Annotated in this window: 18 protein-coding genes; 13 read left to right on the forward strand and 5 right to left on the reverse strand. The window is 72.1% G+C overall.

Translation table 11 applies throughout. The features are described from left to right. Nucleotides 1–252: 252 nt before the first annotated feature. A complete protein-coding gene (locus ACRX5S_RS32045) occupies nt 253–1,140 on the forward strand; it encodes a LysR family transcriptional regulator (RefSeq protein ID WP_436776678.1) in 888 nt (295 codons plus the stop codon). Between the two features lie 99 nt (nt 1,141–1,239). Here ACRX5S_RS32045 and ACRX5S_RS32050 read toward each other — a convergent pair whose 3' ends face one another. The 4 genes from ACRX5S_RS32050 to ACRX5S_RS32065 all read right to left on the reverse strand — a co-directional run bounded on the left by ACRX5S_RS32050 (nt 1,240) and on the right by ACRX5S_RS32065 (nt 5,302). Next, nucleotides 1,240–2,127: a peptidase gene (locus ACRX5S_RS32050; RefSeq protein ID WP_436776679.1), complete on the reverse strand. Its 888-nt coding sequence runs from the start codon at nt 2,125–2,127 to the stop codon at nt 1,240–1,242. Then, nucleotides 2,127–3,419, reverse strand: coding sequence for a VWA domain-containing protein (locus ACRX5S_RS32055; RefSeq protein WP_436776680.1), 1,293 nt, complete (start codon nt 3,417–3,419; stop codon nt 2,127–2,129). The genes ACRX5S_RS32050 and ACRX5S_RS32055 overlap by 1 nt, the downstream gene beginning before the upstream one ends. A gap of 327 nt (nt 3,420–3,746) precedes the next feature. Then, entirely contained in the window at nt 3,747–4,421 is a 675-nt protein-coding gene (locus ACRX5S_RS32060) for a TetR/AcrR family transcriptional regulator (RefSeq protein WP_436776681.1), read from the reverse strand. Further along, nucleotides 4,418–5,302 (reverse strand): oxygenase MpaB family protein, encoded by an 885-nt coding sequence (locus tag ACRX5S_RS32065; protein ID WP_436776682.1) that lies wholly within the window; start codon nt 5,300–5,302, stop codon nt 4,418–4,420. The genes ACRX5S_RS32060 and ACRX5S_RS32065 overlap by 4 nt, the downstream gene beginning before the upstream one ends. A 164-nt stretch (nt 5,303–5,466) precedes the next feature. On the opposite strand from ACRX5S_RS32065, the gene ACRX5S_RS32070 reads away from it, so the two are divergent. From ACRX5S_RS32070 to ACRX5S_RS32110, 9 genes are all read left to right on the forward strand, one after another. Beyond that, nucleotides 5,467–6,609 carry an acyl-CoA dehydrogenase family protein gene (locus ACRX5S_RS32070; protein WP_436776683.1) on the forward strand — a complete coding sequence of 381 codons (1,143 nt, stop codon included), beginning with the start codon at nt 5,467–5,469 and terminating at the stop codon, nt 6,607–6,609. Nucleotides 6,610–6,795: 186 nt separating this feature from the next. Continuing rightward, complete coding sequence (locus ACRX5S_RS32075; RefSeq protein ID WP_436776684.1) at nt 6,796–7,437, forward strand: CatB-related O-acetyltransferase; 642 nt, start codon at nt 6,796–6,798, stop codon at nt 7,435–7,437. Nucleotides 7,438–7,686: 249 nt separating this feature from the next. Further along, a complete protein-coding gene (locus tag ACRX5S_RS32080; protein WP_436776685.1) occupies nt 7,687–8,577 on the forward strand; it encodes an SCO6745 family protein in 891 nt (296 codons plus the stop codon). Between the two features lie 179 nt (nt 8,578–8,756). Next, a complete protein-coding gene (locus ACRX5S_RS32085; RefSeq protein WP_436776686.1) occupies nt 8,757–9,665 on the forward strand; it encodes a GNAT family N-acetyltransferase in 909 nt (302 codons plus the stop codon). Between the two features lie 29 nt (nt 9,666–9,694). Further along, the gene (locus ACRX5S_RS32090) at nt 9,695–10,162 is read left to right on the forward strand and encodes a pyridoxamine 5'-phosphate oxidase family protein (RefSeq protein WP_436776687.1); all 468 of its coding nucleotides are present in this window, start codon (nt 9,695–9,697) and stop codon (nt 10,160–10,162) included. Nucleotides 10,163–10,622: 460 nt separating this feature from the next. Further along, nucleotides 10,623–11,480, forward strand: a complete 858-nt coding sequence (locus ACRX5S_RS32095; RefSeq protein WP_436776688.1) for a polysaccharide deacetylase family protein — start codon at nt 10,623–10,625, stop codon at nt 11,478–11,480. A gap of 223 nt (nt 11,481–11,703) precedes the next feature. Next, nucleotides 11,704–13,068, forward strand: a complete 1,365-nt coding sequence (locus ACRX5S_RS32100; RefSeq protein ID WP_436776689.1) for a DUF6421 family protein — start codon at nt 11,704–11,706, stop codon at nt 13,066–13,068. After that, nucleotides 13,065–13,847, forward strand: a complete 783-nt coding sequence (locus ACRX5S_RS32105) for an SDR family NAD(P)-dependent oxidoreductase (RefSeq protein WP_436776690.1) — start codon at nt 13,065–13,067, stop codon at nt 13,845–13,847. Before ACRX5S_RS32100 ends, ACRX5S_RS32105 begins: the two co-directional genes overlap by 4 nt. Beyond that, nucleotides 13,832–15,025 carry a threonine aldolase family protein gene (locus ACRX5S_RS32110; RefSeq protein WP_436776691.1) on the forward strand — a complete coding sequence of 398 codons (1,194 nt, stop codon included), beginning with the start codon at nt 13,832–13,834 and terminating at the stop codon, nt 15,023–15,025. The genes ACRX5S_RS32105 and ACRX5S_RS32110 overlap by 16 nt, the downstream gene beginning before the upstream one ends. A gap of 431 nt (nt 15,026–15,456) precedes the next feature. Here ACRX5S_RS32110 and ACRX5S_RS32115 read toward each other — a convergent pair whose 3' ends face one another. Then, the gene (locus ACRX5S_RS32115; protein ID WP_436776692.1) at nt 15,457–15,864 is read right to left on the reverse strand and encodes a PPOX class F420-dependent oxidoreductase; all 408 of its coding nucleotides are present in this window, start codon (nt 15,862–15,864) and stop codon (nt 15,457–15,459) included. Nucleotides 15,865–15,893: 29 nt separating this feature from the next. Here ACRX5S_RS32115 and ACRX5S_RS32120 point away from each other — a divergent pair, with 29 nt between their 5' ends. The 3 genes from ACRX5S_RS32120 to ACRX5S_RS32130 all read left to right on the forward strand — a co-directional run bounded on the left by ACRX5S_RS32120 (nt 15,894) and on the right by ACRX5S_RS32130 (nt 20,392). Further along, a complete protein-coding gene (locus ACRX5S_RS32120) occupies nt 15,894–16,286 on the forward strand; it encodes a DUF952 domain-containing protein (protein ID WP_436776693.1) in 393 nt (130 codons plus the stop codon). A gap of 170 nt (nt 16,287–16,456) precedes the next feature. Next, complete coding sequence (locus tag ACRX5S_RS32125) at nt 16,457–17,449, forward strand: terpene synthase family protein (RefSeq protein WP_436776694.1); 993 nt, start codon at nt 16,457–16,459, stop codon at nt 17,447–17,449. A gap of 129 nt (nt 17,450–17,578) precedes the next feature. Then, on the forward strand, nt 17,579–20,392 hold the full coding sequence (locus tag ACRX5S_RS32130; RefSeq protein ID WP_436776695.1) for a PQQ-dependent sugar dehydrogenase: 2,814 nt from the start codon (nt 17,579–17,581) through the stop codon (nt 20,390–20,392). The last annotated feature ends 43 nt before the right edge of the window (nt 20,393–20,435 follow it).

Here is a 20,435-nt window from a genome sequence, read left to right on the forward strand (position 1 = left end):
ATGCGTATGTCGCGAGTCGGGCGGCGTTGCGGCAGCGCACCGCCGCAGGCCGCCGGCCATCCCGAACCGCCCGGTGATCTATGCATTCCGGGCATGGTTCGTTGCCCAAAATGCGTGCCGTTTATCGCCTGCCGACGATTACCCGGCGTCCGTCGCGGGCCACCGTACGGAACCGGGCGGCCGCTCCGCAAATATTCGGTGAATTCCCGGAAACCTGTTTGTCGGCGAGGACGACGCGTTAATCTGCGACATGTGACTCTTCAGCAGTTGCGCTACCTGATAGCGGTCGCCGACCACGGCACCATGACGGCGGCGGCCGAAGCCCTCTATGTCGCGCAGTCGGCGCTCTCCCGCGCCCTGAAGGCGCTGGAGCACGAGCTCGGCGGCGAACTCCTGGTCCGCGAGGGACGCAGCGTGGGTCTCACCGCGGAGGGCAAGCGCGTCGTCCGGCTGGCCCGCACCGTCCTCGACACCGTCGGCGCCATCGAGGACGTCGGCCGCGCCGCCGAGGCGGCCCGGGTCAACGGCCTGCGCATCGCCACCACGCACACCCTCGCCGTCGACCTGACCGGCCGCATCGTCCCGGCGTTCGAGGCGGAGACCCCCGGGGTCTCGGTGGACGTCGTACGCTGCCTCAGCCGCGAGGACGTCTTCGAGTCGGTCCGCAGCGGTTTGAGCGCGCTCGGCCTCGTCGACGCCCCGTTGCCGCAGGACCTGCGCTCGCACCGCCTCGCCGAGCACGAAGTCGTCCTCGTCTCGCCGCCGTCCGAGGAACTGCCCGACCCGATGCCGTGGTCCATGCTCGACGGGCTGCGCATGGCCATGCCGACGCGCGGCAGCGGGCGGCGCTCCGAGATGGAGGCCATGTTCGCCAGCCTGTGGGTGCGTCCGGTGGCGGTCGTGGAGACCGACGACCGTGTGCACTGGATCGCCTCGGTGCTCAACGGCGAGGGCTCGATGCTCTGGTACCGCGACATCGCCCTCGGGGTGTTCGGCGAGTCCGCGGTGGTCCGCTCGTTCGACCCCCCGCTGCTGCGGGCGGTCGCGCTCGTGCACACCGCCGAGGCGACCGGCCGGCAGGCGCGCACATTCCTGGAGTTCGCGCAGCGCGGGGGAGTGCGCGAATCCGGCGACATCTGAGTGCGCGGAGACGTCCGGGCGCGGGCCGGACGAAAGGACGCCCGGGCGGAAGGCCGAAGTGGCCTCCCGCCCGGGCGTCTAGCTACCTCGTGCCGTCGACTACCGGAACCAGCGCCGCGGGTGACGGGAGAACAGGTAGCCGCCGACGCCGAGCAGCATCGCGACGACGCCGCCCGCGGACGTCCAGACCCACCGGCCCGTCGTACCCGACAGCCACGCGTCGTCGCCGCTGTCGAACCCGGCCAACGTCACCTTGCGGGTCTCCGCGACCTGCCCCGGCTGGAGCGGCTTGCCCGCCTGAGTGACCGGCACGAGCGGCGCCTTGAGCGCGTCGTCCTGGCCCGCGTCCGGCCCCGAGTCGCCGCCGCCCTTGGCGGACAGCTCCAGCTTGACCCCTATCTTGCGGCCGACGTCCTTCTCGTCGAACTCCAGGGCGGAGACGCGCACGTAGTAAGTGCCCGGCAGCGGATCCGCCGACCACGCCTCGGACCACGGGCGGATGGTGCGCGGCCCGCAGTCGATCCGCACCTCGGTCTCGGGCGGCGGCGCCGAGACCTGCGGACGCCCGGAGGCGCACGGCTGGTGCCGCCGTATGCCGTCGAAGACGTCGACGCGCCAAGTGGTCGCCGAGCTCAGGTCGTTCGGCAGCGTCAGCGTCACCTTGGCGGCCACGTCCTGCTCGGCGAGCGCGGGGAACGACCAGTACATGTACTCGCCCACGGAACCCGAGGTCGTCGTCGACGTGTCGGCCTCCATCTTCCCGGCCGTCAGGAACGACGTGCCGGGCAGGACGTTGGTCGCGGACGTGCCGTTGCCCGGTCCGGAACCCGAGCCGCCGGGCGAGGGGTCGTCGGTCGCCGCCACCGCGGGACCGCCGGTCAGCGCGAACGCCGCGGCCAGGGAGGCGAGTCCGAGCACGCGGGCGCGGCGCGTGCTCGCTCGGCGGGAACGCCGTTCGGCAGAGGTGGAGTTGTTCGGGTTACGCATCACACAGCCCTCCGCATGCCCGCGAAGAAGCGGACGATCCAGCCGAACAGGAGACCCGCCACCAGGCCGACGCCGGCCAGCACGCCGAGGAAGATCCAGCCGCGGCCCAGGCCGTGGGTGTCGGCCGCCTGCGCGTCCGACGCCTTCACCAGGTCGATCAGCAACTCGACCGGCATGCCCGGGCTCTGCGCGGCGCCCGGTCCGCCGTGGAACGCCGTGCTCACCATCAGGCAGGTGATCTTCGCGTCCTTCGGCTCCGGGTCGTCGTCGCCCTTGAGTGGCAACGAGTAGCGCAGGCCGGCCGATTGGGCGTCCATGCGTCCGCTGCCGGCGTCCGTGTGCCGGGCGAGGTCACGCCCGTCCTCGGTCACCGCCGTGATGGTGACGTCGTAGTCGCGGGCGACCGGACGGTCTATGCCGACCGTCGCCGAAGCGCGCAACTCCTGGCCCGGCAACTGCGGGACCTTGTACCAGAGGTGCTGCGCGAACTCCTCGCGGTCGTTGTAGACCCCCGGGCCCAGCAGCGGGGCGTCGGCGCAGCCGTTCGGACTGCCGTGCACGACCGTGGGGATGGTGACCTCTTCGGCCTTCTCCACGGCGCGGTCGACCAACTGCGTGACGCGCTCCGACAGTTCCTGGGCGTTGTTGGCGGAGGTGTACGTCCCGCCGGTGGCGTTGGCGATGCAGGTGAGCTGCTTGCGGGTCTTGTCGTCCGGTACCAGGCCGAGCGTGTCGATCACCAAGTTGAGGCCCTGTGCGGCCAACTGCCTTGCCACGTCGCACGGGTCGGGCGGCGCGCAGGAGTCCTCGCCGTCCGTGATGAGGATGATGCGGCGGCTGCCCTGCTCCTTGCCCAGGTCCTCGGCGGCCTTGTTGAGGGCGAGGCCGATGGGTGTCCAGCCGGTGGTCGGCCGCTGCGCCGCGACGGCGGTCTTCATGGCCGCCTTGTCCGGCTTGCCGACCGGCGCGAGCTGCATCGTCTCCTGGCAGCCGGCGGCCTTGTTGTTCCCGGGGTTCCCCTGCCCCAGCACCCGCAGGCCGACCAGCGCGTCGTCCGGCAGCGAGTCCAGAATCTCGTTGAACGCCTTCTTCGCGGCCGCGATCCGGGTCTCGCCGCCCGCGTCGTTCTGGTTCATCGACCCGCTCAGGTCGAGGACCAGGTCCACTTTGGGCGGCGGCGCGGTGCCGGGCCCGTTGTCGGGGTCGGCGGCGGCGGGGGTCGCCCCGCCCAGGGCGGCGGCCATGAGCAGGGCCCCCAACCCTGCCGCGATCCTTCGTTTCTTGGATGTCATCACGGGGGAGGATCCTACGGATGATCAGGACCCTGCCGCTGAGCGGGAGAACCCCTTCTCCGCACGGCAATTCAGGGGGATTCCAGGAGGAAAGCGGACGTGCCGCCGCAGCTTCCGACGGGCCTTCACGACGCCTCGGCCGGACGCCCGCGGAGGCGGAACGTTTGGCCTGCGGCAGATCGGTGCGCAGCCTTGAAGCGAGCGGCACCGCAGATCCGATCTCGGATCCGACCCCGGATCCCAGCCCCGGATCCGACCCCCTGATCCGACCCGCGGACCCGACCCGCGGACCCGACCCGCGGATCCGACCGCGGATTCGACGCGGCTTCAGTCGCCGGACCGCTTGCCGGTCCTTCTACCCGGCCGGGCCCGGCCGTTCGCCGGTCCGGTCACCATCGGCGCCAGGAACCGCCGGGCGAACTCGCGGGCCTGCGCCTCGTCGTCGACCGGCACGATGCTCTGCGGAGTGAGCAGGAACGACACCGTCAGCCGTACGAAGATCTCCGCCACCTGCGCGCCCTCCTCCGCGTCGACCGCGGTGGCGTCCGGCGCCCGCCCGAACGACGCGGCGAGGTAGTCGCGGATCACCCCCAGGATCGGACCGCCGCGCGTCGTCAGAAAGGGCAGCGCGGTCTCCGGCTCCAACTGGATCAGACGGCCGATCAGCGCCGTCCGCGCGTCCCGCAGCGCCACCACGAACCCCGCGACGATGCGTTCCTCCATCGTCGGCAGCGCCGCCACCTCGGCGTCGAACGCCGCGAGGAAGCGCCGGCATTCGCGTACCAGCACGGCTTCGACGAGGGTGTTCTTGGTGTCGAAGCGCCGGTAGACGGTGACCCGCCCGACCCGCGCGCGGCGCGCGACGTCCTCGACCGTGGAGCGGCGCAGGCCGAAGGTCGCGAACTGGTCGCGTGCCGCGTCGAGGATGCGCTCGGTGGTGGGGTCCGGTGAGTCGCCCGCCGCGAGCGCGTCGGCGAGAACGGCGGTGCGCGAGGTGTTCATCGGCTCCCGATGGTACTGCGGCCTGATGCGTCGGCTCGCGTGCGCTGCCCGGGCAGCAGCGGGTGGATGCGCGGCACCAGGACCGCCGGCGCCCGGCGGGCCGGGGCCGGGATGAGGCCGGTGGCGGTGCGGACGCGCCGGGCGAAACGTTCGACCTCGCGGCGCTCCTCCGGCGTCAGGTGCAGGTCGCAGCGCTTGCGCAGGGTTTCGGGGAGCGCGGCGACGGTGGTCAGGTAGGTGATGCGGGCGGTGGGGCCGGTCAGTTGGCGCCAGCGCTCGTCGGGGAGGCGGCGCAGCGCCTTCGGTTTGGCAGGGCGGCGCAGCGTGTCCAGGAACTCGCGGAGCGCCCGCGTGTTTTCGAGGGTGTGTTCAACCATGTCGTCGTAGTAGTCGAGGAATTCCGGCCAGGTCGGTGGCATGTCCTGGGCGCGCACAGCGAGAAGGCGTCCCAGGCGGATGTTCTCGGCGTAGTAGACGGCCAGTTCGGTGCGGGTCATGGGCCGCCCGAACATGGCGTGCGCGTCGGCGACCGCCTTGACGAGGGTCAGGTGGACCCAGGCGTACGCCCCGGGGTCCAATGCGTGGTACTTCCGGCCGTGTTCATCCGTCCCCCGGATGCGGCGGTGCAGCATCCGGAGCCGTTCGGCCTCGGCGGCCGAGCGCGTGGGGCCGCCGTAGACGACGGTCGTGATGGAGAGGTACGTGCGGTTGAAGCGGCCGTACGGGTCGCTCCGGTAGTCGGAGTGGTCGACCACCCCGGCGCCGACCACCGGGTGCGCGATCTGCATCGCCAGGACGTGGGCGGTCAGCCCGAGTCCGCGTATGTCACCGAAGCGGCGCCACACCTCGGACCCGCGCCGCGGGGCGGCATCGTCCTGCATGGCCACCAACTTCCTTGTTCAGCATGTGCTCTGACGGTCCGTCGGGCCCAAGTCGGGTGAACTTCGGGCCCACGTCGGACCCACGCATTCATCGTCCGCGGCACGATGACACAAGTCAACGCCGAATGTATCTTTGTACGGCCGACGGCGACCAGGGGGCGATCATGGCACGCACCATCACCGGAGAGCAGCAGGCGTTTGTCGACGCCATAAGGGACTTCGTGCGTCGCGAGTGCGGCTCGCGCGAACGAAGGCGCGAGTTGACCGGCGGAGGCACGCGTACCCACGACGACGCGCTGTACCGCAAGATGGCCGGGCTCGGCTGGGTCGGCGTGGGCCTGCCCGAGGAGTTCGGCGGTGCCGGCGGGGGCATGGTGGACGCCTGCCTGTTCCTGGAGGAGACGGCGTACGGCATGGCCCCGATCGGCGGGCACGGGCCGTCCCGCATCACCGCGGGCGTCTACCAGCGCTTCGGCAGCGCGGCCCAGCGCGAGGCGGTGCTGAAGCGCTATTGCGACGGCGCTGTGCTCTCGATCTCGATGTCCGAGCCGGGCGCGGGTTCCGACGTCGGCGCGCTCACCTGCCGGGCCGAACGCACCTCGGAGGGCTGGCGCGTCAACGGGCAGAAGACCTGGTGCTCCAACGCGCACTTCGCGGACTCGATCCTGCTGATCGCCCGGACCGGGACCGGCGGCGACAAGCACGAGGGCCTGACGATGTTTCACGTACCGGCCGGGGTAACGGGGTTGGACGTCCGCGGCATCGACACCATGGGCGGCAGCGAGGTCAACGACCTGTTCTTCACCGACGTCGAGCTCCCGGCGGACGCCGTCGTCGGCGAGGTCGACCACGCCTGGCGCCAGCTCATGGGCGGTCTCAACACCGAACGCCTCATCCTGGCCGCGATGATGCTCGGCACCGCCCGGCGCGCTTTCGACGACACCCTCGAATACGTGCGCGGGCGCGAGCAGTTCGGTCGTCCGATCGGCAGCTTCCAGGCGCTCGCACACCGCATAGCCGACCTGGCTACCGAACTGGAGTGCTGCGAGCTGCTGGTCTACTCGGTGGCCGCGAAGGTCGACCAGGACCCGGCACGGCTGCTGCCGCGCGAGGCGTCGATGGTCAAGCTGAAGGTGACCGAGACGGCCAAGCGCATCGCCCTGGAGGGCATGCAGATGATGGGCGGTTACGGCTACGCGACGGAGTACGACATGGAGCGGCACGTCCGGGCGACGGTCGTCTCGACCATCTACGGGGGCACGAGCGAGATCCAGCGGGAGATCATCGCCAAGACGTACGGCCTCTGACCGCGGGTGCAGGGTTCGGGGCGCCGGGCCTGGGGCGCCGGTTCGGGGCGCCGGGACCCGAGGCGGCGGAAGTCGAGCGGGCAAAAGCCGAGGCGGCGGAAATCCCGAGGTGGGCTCGCCCGCGGCCGCAGTACGGTGATCATCAGAACCGAACCCACCCCGTACCACCGAAGAGGATCCACCGCCGTGCCCGTGCCCGCCGACCCGACGCAACTCCACCCGATGCCGGGGCAGCCGCGGGTGGTGCTGCTCAAGCCCCTGGTGACGTCCCCGCTGATCGAGGTGGGCGAGTACTCCTATTACGACGACCCGGACGACCCCACAGCGTTCGAGACGCGCAACGTGCTGTACCACTACGGCCCGGAGAAGCTCGTCATCGGCAGGTTCTGCGCGCTGGGGACCGGCGTGCGCTTCATCATGAACGGCGCCAACCACCGCATGGACGGCCCCTCGACGTTCCCGTTCCCGACCATGGGCGGTTCCTGGGCCGAGCGCTTCGACCTGCTCACGGGCCTGCCCGACCGGGGGGACACCGTCGTCGGCAACGACGTGTGGTTCGGTTACAACACGATGGTGATGCCCGGCGTGCGGATCGGCCACGGCGCGATCATCGCCTCGGGGTCGGTGGTCACCGCCGACGTCCCCGACTACGGCATCGTCGGCGGCAACCCGGCGCGCGTCATCCGCACCCGCTTCAGTGAGGACGACGTCGAGCGCCTGCTCGCGGTGGCCTGGTGGGACTGGCCCGCCGAGCACATCACCGAGCACGTGCGGACCATCATGTCCGGCAGCGTCGCCGAGCTTGAGGCGGCGGCCCCGGGAACCTGAGCTGCCGCACCCGGGCCCGGCACCTGACTGCCGCACCCGGGCTCGGGGCCTGACTGCCGCACCCGGGCCCGGCACCCGAGCGCACGGCCTCGGCGCCGCGCCCACTGCGCCTCCGGCGCGGGGAGTCCGCGTTTTGTGGACATACGCGTGTGTGTGTTCGGATGCCGCCGCCGCATCAGGTTGCAGAATCGGTCACGGGCGACCGGCCCCGGACCATCCCCGGCACTCTCCCGTTGCGAGGCCCACCGCATGACCGACGACGTCTACTACTGGCAGTCCGCGCGGCGGCTCTGGCACCAGCTCGAACCGGTGTTCGCCCCGTTCTTCTACGCCCCCGAGGTGTTCGAGGAGGCGGCCGGGCTCGGCTACGCCACCGAGACGCGCTGGCCGGCGTACTTCCCCTTCCGCGCCGCCCCGCTCGGTGCCGCGGGCCCGTGCCTCGTCACCGCGGCGTTCTACAGCTTCAGCCCCGCGATGGTGGCCGAGCACGTCCAGTCGGCGTGGCACGTCGCCGAGCCCGCGCGGGTCCTGGAAGCCCGGCTGCGCGGTGTGGACCGGATGTACCGGGCGATGATGCCCGACGAGTTGGACACGCCGGGGCTGGCGGAGCTCGCCGCGCTGGTACGCCGCGCCGCCGAGTCCGCGGACACGGTCGGCCGCCCGCTCGCCGCCGCGACGGCCGACCTGCCGTGGCCCGACGAGCCGCACCTGGTCCTGTGGCAGGCGATCTCGCTGCTGCGCGAGCACCGCGGAGACGGTCACATCGCGAGCCTCGTCGACCACGATCTCGACGGGTGCGAGGCGCTGGTGTCGTTCGCGGCCATCGGCGCCGCGCCGGTCGAGACGTTCGCGAGCCGCCAGTGGAGCGACGAGGAATGGCAGGCCGCCGCGGACCGGCTGCGGGCTCGGGGGATGGTGGACGCGGACGGCGCGGCGACCGACAAGGGCCGCGAACTGCGCGACCGGATCGAGCGCCGCACGGACGAACTCGCCTCCGCACCTTGGCGGGTGCTCGGTCCGGCGGAGATCGACCGGCTGATCGAGCTCAACGTCCCGTTGCTGACGGCCGCGATCCTCTCGGGGCTGCTTCCCGGCACGAACACTCTCGGCATCGCCAATGTGAAGGCACCGGCCTGGTGACGCCGCGATCCTCTCGGGCCTGCTCGCCCGGCACAACACGCCGGGCATCGCCGGCGTAAAGGCGCCGGTCTGGCAGCGGGCGCCCGTTTTGGCGTGCGCGCCGGCTCTGGCGCGGTTTCGGTGACGGAAGGAGGCGGGACGGGGATGCCTTCCGTCCATTCTCTGACTAGAGTCAGAGAATGGACGGCGAGCAGATCGATCAGGTCAGGCGCTTCAACCGCACCGTCACCGAGCGCGTGGGCGTACTGCACGACGAGTACCTGGGTCGGGGCCGGCCGATCGGGGAGGCGCGGCTGCTGTGGGAGGTCGGCGAGGCGGGGCAGGACGTACGCCGCCTGCGCGAACGACTCGGCCTCGACTCCGGGTACGTGAGCCGCCTCCTGCGGTCGCTGGAGGCGGACGGCCTGGTGTCCGTCTCGCCGCACCCGCGGGACCGGCGCGTGCGCACCGTCCGCCTCACCGACGCGGGCCGGGCCGAGCGCGCCGCACTGGACGTCCGAAGCGACGCCCTCGCGGCCTCGCTGCTGCGCCCGCTCAACCCGGCCCAGCGCGCCCGGCTCGTCGATGCGATGGCCGAGGTCGACCGGCTCCTGACCGCCGCGACGGTCGTCCTGGACGACGTCGACCCGGACCACCCGGACGCCCACGTCTGCCTCGGCCGGTACTTCGCCGAACTCGGTGAACGCTTCGACACCGGCTTCGACCCGGACCGCAGTCTGCTCCCCGACGCCGGCGAACTCCGGTCGCCCAAAGGCGTCTTCGTGATCGCCCGGCTGCGCGGCGTGGCCATCGGCTGCGCGGGCCTCAAACTGCCCGCCGACGCCCCCGCCGAGATCAAGCGCATGTGGGTCGCCCCGCAGGCGCGCGGTCTGGGCCTGGGACGCCGGTTCCTCGCGGAGTTGGAGGAGCGCGCCGTGCGCGAGGGCCGCGACGTCCTGCGCCTGGACACCAACAAGACGCTGACCGCCGCGATCGGCCTCTACCGTTCGTTCGGCTTCCGGGACGTCCCGGCGTTCAACGACGAGCCGTACGCGCACCACTGGTTCGAGAAGACGATCGGCCCCGCGCGTTCCGGACGGCCGGAATAGCCCCCGGCGGCGGGCGGTTGCCGGTCGGTATGACTGATGATCAAGGCGGCCCCGCCCCACGCGCGTTGGCCGACGATGCGCTCTCCGCGCTGCTCGCCCAGCGGCAGTTCGGCACGCTGGCCACCGTCCGGCGCGACGGCCACCCGCACCTGACCACGATGCTGTACGCCTGGGACCCGGACGCGCGGATCGTCCGCTTCTCCACGACCGCAGACCGCGTGAAGGTCCGTCAGATCCGCGCCGACCCGCGCGCCGCGGTACACGTATCCACCGACGACCACTGGAAGTTCGCGGTCGCGGAGGGCGAGGCAGAGGTGTCCGGGCCGTCCTCGGTCCCCGGGGACGAGATCGGGCGCGAACTGCTCGCGATGCTCCCGGATGCGGCCCGTCCGGCCGATCCCGCGGACTTCTTCGCCCAGCAGGTGGCCGAACGGCGCGTGGTGATCCGCCTCAAGGCGGCGCGGCTGTACGGGACGGCGCTGGACGTCGACGGCTGACGCTCCACTGCTCGACGAGCCCTGCGGGTGCACGCCGGCGCCGGGTCGTGTTGTCGCAGCCCCGCCGGGCGCGCGGTCCGTGGTATGCCACCGGGCCTTGACGGCCTTCCCAAGTGGCACGCCCGCCCGCGGCGTTACGACCCTTGCCGCCGGGCTCTGACGGCCTCCCAAGCCAAACACAGGCCAAATCCAAGCCAAACCCAGGCCGAGCCGCGGGCCGCGCCCTGCGAGCACACGCACCACGGCCCGCAGGCAACCCGACGGGGATGTGCAGACATTCTTGGGTTTCACGCCGTCGATCCGAACGCCCCCGGTGGCGGCAGGCTCGGCAACCGCGTCGGCGATGGACCCCGCGGCGCGGCGGTGGGCAGTGACGGCCGTGGACTCGTTCGGCTGATCTGCGCGCCGGGGCAGGCCGTGTCGCGGGGGCCGGGCCGCGCGGGGCGCCTAGCGTTCCGGCATGGGTGTCGACCGACGGAGTCTGATCAAGGGTGCTGCGGCCGCGGCTGCCGGGGTTGTCGCGGCCGGGTGCGGGTCCGGCGACCCCGCCGCCGGGCGGGGCGGCGGGGCGGCGTCCGGTACGCCGGACTCCGTACGCTCGGCCGCCGCCCCGCACCCTGCCGCTCCGCACCCCGGCACCTCCGCCCCGCCGCCCGCCGCGGCTGACGCCCCCGGCCCGCACGACCTCCCGCCCCTGCCCGCCGCCATGCCCCCCGAGGTGGCCCGGGCCGCCACCGGGCGGCCGGAGGTGGCTCTCACGTTCCACGGCCAGGGCGACCCGGCCGGAGTGGAGCGGCTGCTGGCGGTGGTGGAGCGGGCACGCGTCGGGATCACCGTGCTCGCGGTCGGCACCTGGCTGGGGGAGTACCCGGCGATGGCCGGCCGGGTGCTCGCGGGCGGGCACGAGTTGGGCAACCACAGCGAGCACCACCTCGACATGCTCGCTATGGACGCGGAGACCGCGTACCGCGAGATCGCCGCGTGCGCCGACCGGCTGACCGCCCTGACCGGCTCGCGCGGGCGCTGGTTCCGGCCATCGCAGACGCAGTACGCCAACGCCGTCGTGAAGGCGCAGGCCGCCCGCGCCGGGTATCCGACGTGCCTCGCGTACAGCCTCGACTCGCGCGACCACACCGAGCCGGGCCCGGCAGCCGTGGTGCGCAACGTGCTCGACCAGGTGGCGGCGGGGGACGTGGTCAGCCTGCACTTTGGGCACGACGGCACGACTGCGGCACTGCCCGCACTCCTCGACGGGCTGCGGGGGCGAGGGCTGCGTCCGGTGACCGCGAGTGCGCTGTTCACTCCCACGGCTGCCTAGCGCGCGCGGGGCGGCCGTGCGGCCCGTTCACTGTAAGTAGTCGTCAAGAAGTCGTCAGGTGTTCGGGTGCGCAAGGCCCGGCCGCATCGGGGGTATTGCTTCGCCTTGACTGTCGCAGGCGGCTTTGGCAAGAGAATTATCCGTTATAGCGACTTGAAACCGAAGAATCTTCGGATTTATGATTCCTTGACGACAATCTGTCGATGTGCTTACGAGGGGTGTCATGGTCACAGCAACAACCGTCCGGCCCGCCCCGACGGGATCCGCGGCGACACACTCCGCATGGCCGCGCCTCAAGGTGGCGGTCGCCGAGCTGCGCGCGATGCAGTCCGCGGACGGCTCGATCGACGGGACGGCGCAGGATCTGGGCCGCGCGCACGAGCTGGCCGCGGAGATCAGCGGCGCCGTCGTGGAGCTGTCCGGGGTGCTGCCACACGACGCGGCGTACCTCGACGCGGTCGTCCGAGACCTCGGGCGCTGGGCCGAAGGCGGCTTCGCGGTGCCCGACTTCCTCGACGCGCTCCTCGCCTTCCGGCCCGAACTGGACCGCCGCGACGGCCTGGAGCACCTTGTCGTCTTCCCCATGTACACCCAGAACGGCAACCCGGACCGCAACTTCGAGGCCGTCCTGGTCCGCGTCGTGTGGCCGGAATGGCTCGCCGCGCTGGAGTCCACGCAGTACGACAACCCGATGTTCGTGCCGATCGCCTTCGTCGACTTCACCGACGGCTACGGCACCGACTCGGCCGTGCTCTTCCCCGAGACCATCGCGGTGCGCGAAGTCCCGCGCTTCACCTGGGGCGGCATCTTCTGCGACCGCGAGGCGGCCCGGTTCCGCCGCGTCACGCGCGCCGCGTCCGACAGCCTCGGTCTCGAACTGCCCGAGGACGCCACCGAGTTGATTGACGATCAGGGACTCGCGCAGGAAGCGTTCGTGCTGTGGGACCTCATCCACGACCGCACGCACGGCCGCGGCCACCTGCCGTTCGACCCCTTCATGATCAAGCAGCGCATGCCGTTCTGGATGTACGCGCTGGAGGAACTGCGCTGCGACCTCACGGCGTTCCGCGAGGCGGTCGCGCTGGAGCGGCAGGGCGTCGGCATCACGACCGCGCGGCACGTGCAGTACGCGGTGCTGTTCGACCGGCTGTTCCGCTTCCCGGTGACGGGTGGGCGCGTACGCAACTACGACGGGCTCGGCGGGCAGCTCCTGTTCGCGTACCTCCACCGCGCGGGGGTCGTCGAGTGGCACGACGGCAAACTCACCGTCGGCTGGGACAAGGTCACCGCCGCCGTGATCGCGCTCGGCGACGAGGTCGACGAGCTGTACCGTCGCGGTGTGGACCGCTCGCGCGTCGCGCACTGGATGGCCGCCTACGAGCTGGTGACGGCGTACGTCCCCGCGCACCCCGGCTCCACCTGGGCCAAGGGGCCGGACGCGCTGCCGCTGGACGGGCCGCCCAAACACCTCGTCGACGCCGTCCTGCCCGACGAGTTCCCGCTGAGCATGTTCTACGAGGGCCTGCGGCGCAGGCTCGCCGACGTCATCGCATCCACTCGGGGCATCGTGGGAGGTACCGACCGATGACCCCCGACGGATTCCGACTGCTGCCCGAGGGCTCCGTGATCGCGGTGGCCGGCGCCGGCGGACCTGCCGGGCAGGCGGCCGTACGGCGGCTCTCCCGGGCCGGCGCGGTCGTCGAGGCCGCAGACGCCGCCCGGGACCGGCTCGACGAGGCCGTCGCGCTGGCGCCGCGGGGGCGGGCGCACGGCACGAGCGTCGACCTGACCGACCCGGCGGCGACGCGGGCGTGGGCCGACGAGATCGAGGAGCGGCACGGGCGCGTGGACGGCCTGGTGCACCTGGTGGGTGGTTGGCGCGGAGGCAAGGACTTCTCCGACAACACGCTGGAGGACTGGGAGTTCCTGCACCGTCTGCTGGTGCGTACCGTCCAGAACACCTCGCTCGCCTTCCACGACGCGCTGGCGCGCGCCCAGCACGGCCGCTTCGTGCTGATCTCCGCGACCGCGGCGGCCAAGCCGACGGCCGGGAACGCGGGGTACGCCGCCGCGAAGGCCGCGGCCGAGGCGTGGACCCTCGCGATGGCCGACTCGTTCCGCCGACTCCGCAAGGACCGCGCCGTGGACGGCCCCGCGGGCGACGGCGTGGGCGCCGAACCCCTGGACGGCCCGGCGGCGGCGATCCTCGTCGTGAAGGCGCTCGTGTGGCCGCTGCTGCGGGTCGAGCGTCCCGACGCCAAGTTCCCCGGCTACACCGACGTGGCCGACCTCGCCGAAGAAATCGCCGCCCTGTGGGACCGGCCCACCGACGACGTGAACGGACAGCGCTTGTGCCTGACGCAGTGACCCCTGGTGCGACTCCCGGTACGACTCCCGGTGCAGCGCCTCGTGCGACTCCCGGCGCGCGGACCCCGAACCGCACCGCCGCCGCGCCCTTCGGGCGGACCGACACCGCGCCCTTCGGGCGGACCGACGCCCGCCGCCGTCACGACCCCGCCGCCCGCGGCTTCGCGAGCGACAACTACGCGGGCGTGCACCCGGAGATCCTCGCGGCCATCGCCCTCGCCAACGAAGGCCACCAGGTCGCGTACGGCGAGGACGCCTACACCGCGTACCTCCAGGACGTGTTCCGGGCGCACTTCGGCCCGAGTGCCCAGACGTACCCCGTCTTCAACGGCACCGGCGCCAACGTCGTCGCGCTCCAGGCGGTCACCGGCCGCTGGGAGTCCGTCATCTGCGCCGAGAGCGCGCACATCCACGTCGACGAATGCGGCGCCCCCGAGAAGGTCGCGGGCCTCAAGCTCCTCACCGTGCCGACCGAGGACGGACGCCTCACCCCCGACCTGATCGACCGTCAGGCCTGGGGCTGGGGCGACCAGCACCGCGCGCAGCCCCGCGTGGTGTCCATCGCCGAGAGCACCGAACTCGGCACCGTCTACACGCCCGACGAGATCGCGGAGATCTGCCGCCACGCGCACGACCACGGCATGCTCGTCCACCTCGACGGCGCGAGACTGGCCAACGCGGCCGCCTCCCTCGACGTACCGCTGCGCGCCCTGAGCACCGACGCGGGCGTCGACATCATGTCCTTCGGCGGCACCAAGAGCGGCCTCATGTTCGGTGAGGCGGTCGTCGTCCTCAACCCGGACGCGGTACGCGGCGTCGACTACCTCCGCAAACTCTCCATGCAGCTCGCGTCCAAGATGCGCTTCGTCTCCGTCCAGTTCGAGGCCCTCCTCGCCGGCGACCTCTGGCTCCGCAACGCCTCCCACGCCAACGCCATGGCCACCCGCCTCGCCGAAGCCGTCGGCACCATCCCCGGCGTCACCCTCACCCGCCCCGTCCGCTCCAACGCCGTCTTCGCCACCCTCCCCGCCGAGGCGACCGAACGCCTCCAGAAGCGCTTCCGCTTCTACACCTGGGACGAATCCACCGGCGAAGTCCGCTGGATGACCGCCTTCGACACCACAGAATCCGACGTCGACACCTTCGCCACCGCCATCCACGAAGAACTCACCCAATAGGTTCCCAACGGCGGTACGCCTTGCTGCGCGCTCCCGGCGCCGGGCGTGGTTGGTCGGCCCGGGGTCGGAGGACGCGTGGTGTCGCACCGTCGGCGGTGCCCCGGATGCGCAAGTGCGCGGCTGGTGCCGGTACATCGACAACCGGGGCGCCTTGCCGGTGTCTGGGTCGGCAGCGTTGCGGGGGAGGCGCTGCGGTGGGTCGTCCCCCCGGAGCGTGGTCAGGACTTGACGCCCGTGACCGCCCTGACCGTGGCTTTCCGGGATGCGGCAGGCGAACCGCGGCAATCCTGATGATCTGCGCGACGCTGGTCTTGTGTGTCCGCTCAAGAATGGGGCCTTGGAGCGGCTGGCGTCTTTGGGGGGTGTGGCGCGCGGTCGGAGGGGGGCGGCCGCGCGCCGGGGGGTGACGATTGTTGTGGGGGCAGGTGGGGTTAGGGGGTGAGGGTCAGCTCGATGCCCAAGGTTCCGGATCGGCCTCGCCATAGGACGCTGTTCTGTACGGTCAGCCAGCCGGTGAGGCCGTACTTCTTCTTGATCAGGGCACGGACCTTGTCGCAGTCGGCCGGGTCGTCGAGGACTCGGCCGGTGCCGGCGATGCCGGAGCCCAGGGGGGCGCCCTTGAAGGTGCACTCGGCCAACTCGACTCGGGGGTCGCGGCGCAGTCGGCGCACCTTGGCCGTGACGGTGCGGGTCCAGACCACGAGGGTCTGCCCGTCCCGTGCCACCCATACGGGTGTCGGCACGGGGCTGCCATCCTTGCGGTAGGTCGTGAGGAGCAGATACTTCGCCGCACCGAGCCGCGCCAACTCGCGCTCGGTCTCCGCAGGGTCGAAAGCCATGGCCGAACCATACGCCGTACGCTCCGTTCATGGACCCTTCGTTGATCTACAAACTGCTGTCCACCCGGGAGTGGGAATCCGCCGAAGCCGCCGGGGTGTTCGGCGGATCGGAGGTCGATCGCGAGGACGGCTTCATCCACTTCTCGACGGCCTCGCAGCTGGGTGGGACGGCGCGCCGCCACTTCGGCGGACGTACCGGGCTCACGCTCCTGGCGGTGGACGCCGACCGGCTCGGCGACGGCCTGCGCTGGGAACCGTCGCGCGGCGGCGAGCTGTTCCCGCACCTGTACGGCGACCTCCCCGCCGCCGCCGTCACCTGGGCGGCGGAACTCCCCGACGCGGTCCTGGGGGAGGGGGAGGATCGGGAAGGTTCGGAGGCTGCCGTGGCTCGGGCGGTGGAGGAGGTTTTGGCGCGGCTTTGAGGAACGAGTGCGAGTTGGGGTGGGGGAGCAGGGTCGCCCGGTTGGCGTCTTGGGGGATGGCGCGGGTTGGGCCGGACGAGTGTGTCCTTGGCTTGGGTTGTTTCGGGGGCGCGTAGCTGTGGCAGGGCATTGGCCATGAAGCCGGCCATCAGTGCAAGAAGGGCCTGAACGTGCCTCGGGGCGACGTCGAGTCGTTGGTCGCCGAGGCGATGGCGCATGTGGGCGCGCGGTGTCCGCGCGTTGCGCCGCATCCCGCGGCGGAGACGGTGGCGGTCGAGGCGCGCGCGTGGGCGCAGCGCACCGGACTGCACGCGGCGGCCGACGGCGGTGAAGTGGACCGTACGCGCCCGGTGGCCCCGGTGGCCGAGGTGATGCGCGACGCTCCCGTGGGCGTGCTGCGCATCGGAGCGCTGTTCGCGACCTGGCTCGCGGTACTCGCCGACCGCGCGGAGACCGCCGGATGGGACGCCGACTACAGCGCCTCCCTCGTCTCCGTGCTTGAGGACGGCTGTACGACGGGCGCCGACGCGCTGCACTTCGCCCTCACCGACATCCACGAGCGCATCGTCGCGGCCGACGGTGCCGCCCTGTTGCCCGAACTCGCGGACGCGCTGGCCCGGCACACCGCGGCCGCCTGCCGCGAGCAGCAGTGGTTGTCCGCCGACACGCCGCCGGGCCTGGCCGAGTTCCTCGACAACCGGGCCGACCGTACGACCGTGCCGACGCTCACCGTGCTGCACCGCCTCGATCCCGCGCTCGGCGGACCCGGCGGACCCGGCGGACCCGGCGGGCGGGAGGCGGAAGGCGTACCGCCGCTCGGCGAACTCGCCGCTCTGCTCAACGGGGTGGACGAGGATCTGGCCGGTTACCCGCACGCCGTCGAGACGGGCCGGCGCCTGTCGCTCGTGGCGGTGCTCATGCGGGAGTACGGTCACTCCGTCCCGACCGCGTTCCAGAGCGCGACCGTTCTGTTCGGCGCCTGGCGAACCCAACTGGACCATGGTGTACGGGAGTTGATCCGCAATCCAGGCGTCGCCCCGAGCGCGATGCGGCAGGCGGAGGCGGCGGCGGACTGGGTGGGCGCCCTGCACCGCCGCAACGCCGCCCGGCATACGGCGGCGGCAGCGTCCCATGTGACGGCCCGATCCGTGCCCGTCGGCTGACCGAACCCGCCACCGGCCGGCAGCCGCTACCGGCGCGTACCGGCGAAACCGCCCGGACCAGCACAACCCTGCGCCCCACCAGGAGCGTCATACGCACTACGCAGGCGTATGTCCTTACTGGGGGCCTCCATGGACGAAAAGACCGGCCGAATATCCGGTGGACGACCCGGAAACACCGTCCTCACCTTCCTGCTCGCGGCGCTCCTCGCCATCCCCCTCGTCGTCCTCAGGGGAGGCGGCACCGCCTCGGCGGCGCCCGCGCTGCCGGCCGGGTTCCAGTTGCGCGACATGCCCACCGGCCAATCGGAACTGCTCACCGACTTCGCCTGGACGCCCGACGGCGGCTACTTCACCACCGGCAAGAACGGCCGCATCGCGTGGGTCTCCGCGGCCGGCACCGCGCGTACCGTCGCCCAGCTCGACGTGGAGACCGAACAGGACCTCGGTCTCGTCGGCCTGGCCGTCGCGCACGACTACGGCACCTCGCGCACGATCTACACCTCGCGCGTCGTCACCGTCGGCGGCGTGTGGCACCTGCGCCTGGAGGCATGGACGGTCGCCGGTACGGGGGAGCCGACCGGGCTCACCGGCCCGCGCATCCTCATCGACCTGGTCGCCAACTCGCACACGCACACCATCACCACGATCGTGGCCGCTCCCGACGGCACGCTGTGGGTGTCGATCGGCGACAGCGCCGACTACCGCTTCGTGGATCCGCTCGCCTTCCGCGCGCAGGACCTCACCACCGGCTACGGCAAGCTGATCCACATGTACCCGGACGGGCGCGGCGTGCCGGACAACCCCTTCTACGATGCGGCGAACCCCTCGTCGTGGCGCAGCCGGACCTACGCGTACGGCTTCCGCAGCCCCTTCCGCTTCAGCCTCGACCCCGCCACCGGCGCCCCGCTGCTCGGCGACGTCGGCTACTTCACCTGGGAAGAGGTCAACCTGATCCGGCCCGGCTCCAACTACGGCTGGCCGTGCCGCGAGGGCGACGCCGCCGCACCCGGGTACACCGACCTGGCGGCCTGCCGCGGCGTCGGCGGCGCCAAGCCGCTGTGGACGTACGTGCACGGCCCGCAGGGCACCGCCGTCACCGGCGGAGTCGTCTACACCGGCAGTAGCTACCCCGCGGCCTACCGCGGCGCGTACTTCTTCGGCGACTACAGCTCCAACCGCCTCTACACGCTCAGGTACGACGCGGCCGGCAACCTCACCCGCGCCCCCGAGCCCGGCGGCTTCGGCTCCGGCATCGGCGCCCCGGTCAAGTTCGGCACCGCGGTCAACGGCGACATCGTGTACGCCGACATCGTCGGCGCCAAGATGCGCCGCCTCGTCTACGCCCCGGGCAACCGGGCGCCCACCGCCCAGGCGGCCACGACCACTGACGCCGCCACCCGCACGGTGACCTTCGACGGCGGCGGATCGACCGACCTGGACGGCGACCCGCTCACCTACACCTGGGACTTCGGCGACGGTACGACCGCGACCGGAATGCGCGTGAACCACACGTACGCGGCGCCAGGCACCAGCCCGCTGACCGCCCGGCTGACCGTGCGCGACCCCTCCGGTGCCGCCGACACCGCGGACGTCACCGTCGTCCCGGCGAACAACGCCCCGGTGCTGACGCTCACCGCGCCGCCGCCGGGAACGGTGTTCAAGGTCGGCGATCCGGTGCGCCTGAGCGCGACGGCGACCGACGTCGAGAGCGGTCCGCTCGCGATCCGCTGGACGTCGACGATCCTGCATTGCAGCGGCCCGTACTGCCACGACCACGTCGGTACGTCGTACGACGGTCCGGCGTACGCGGAGCCGTTCACCGACCACGGCGACAACACCAGCCTGGTCATCACCGCGACCGCCACGGACGCGGACGGGGTCGTCGCCCGCACCACCTACACGGCCAAGCCCAAACTCCGCACACTGACGATCGCGGGGAAGACGCCCGCCGCGGTGACGGTCAACGCGATGCCGGTGCGCAGCGTCCCGCTCACGGTCGGGGCGCGCGTCACGGTGATCGCCCCCGAGGTCGCGGTCGACGGGGTCGCGACGTTCGCGTCGTGGACCGACGGCGCGCCCCGGTCGCGCGAGTTGGTGATGCCGGACGGCGACGTCACGCTGACCACGACCTACCGGACGCCGATCGACCGGCGGTACGCGGCGGACGCCGGCTTCCGCACGCTCCTCGGCGCCCCGACCGGGCCGGAGACCGGCGACGCCGCGCTGCGGTACCGGGACTTCACCGGCGGGCGGGCCTACTGGACACCGGCGGCGGGCGTGCACGAGGTGCACGGCATGATCCTCACGAACTACCTTGCGGGCGGCGGCGCCCCGGTGTTCGGCGCGCCGGTCACCGACGAGACGCGCACCCCCGACGGCATCGGGCGGTTCAGCCACTTCGCGAACGGCGCCTCGTCGTACTGGACGCCCGGCACCGGCGCGCACCTGGTCTACGGGGCGATCCGGACCCGATGGGCGGCCATGGGCTGGGAGCTGGGGCCGAACGGCTACCCGACGACCGACGAGGGCACCACCCGCAGCGGGGTGGGCCGTTACAACAACTTCCAGAACGGCGCGATCTACTGGAAGCCCTCGACGGGCGCGCACAGCGTGTACGGGGCCATCTTCACGAAGTACGGCCAGTTCGGCTGGGACGGCGGCCTCCTCGGCTTCCCCACCACCGACGAGGCGCCCACGTCGGACGGCCGGGGCCGCTACAACGCGTTCGAGGGCGGCGTCGTCCACTGGTCGCCCCCGTCCGGCGCGCACGAGGTGCACGGGCTGATCCAGACCCGGTGGACGGCACGCGGCGCGGAGCGGTCCTACCTCGGGTTCCCGACCAGCGACGAGTTCGCGGTGCCGGGCGGGCGGCGGTCGAACTTCCAGGGCGGGTACATCGTGTGGACGGCGGCGACCGGGGCGGTGGTGGACCGCAGGTACTGAGGCGGCCCCGCCGCCCCACCGCCGCACGCAAGTGGGGGGGGGG

Origin of the sequence: Yinghuangia sp. YIM S09857 (assembly GCF_051388915.1) — a bacterium.
Taxonomy (GTDB): domain Bacteria; phylum Actinomycetota; class Actinomycetes; order Streptomycetales; family Streptomycetaceae; genus Yinghuangia.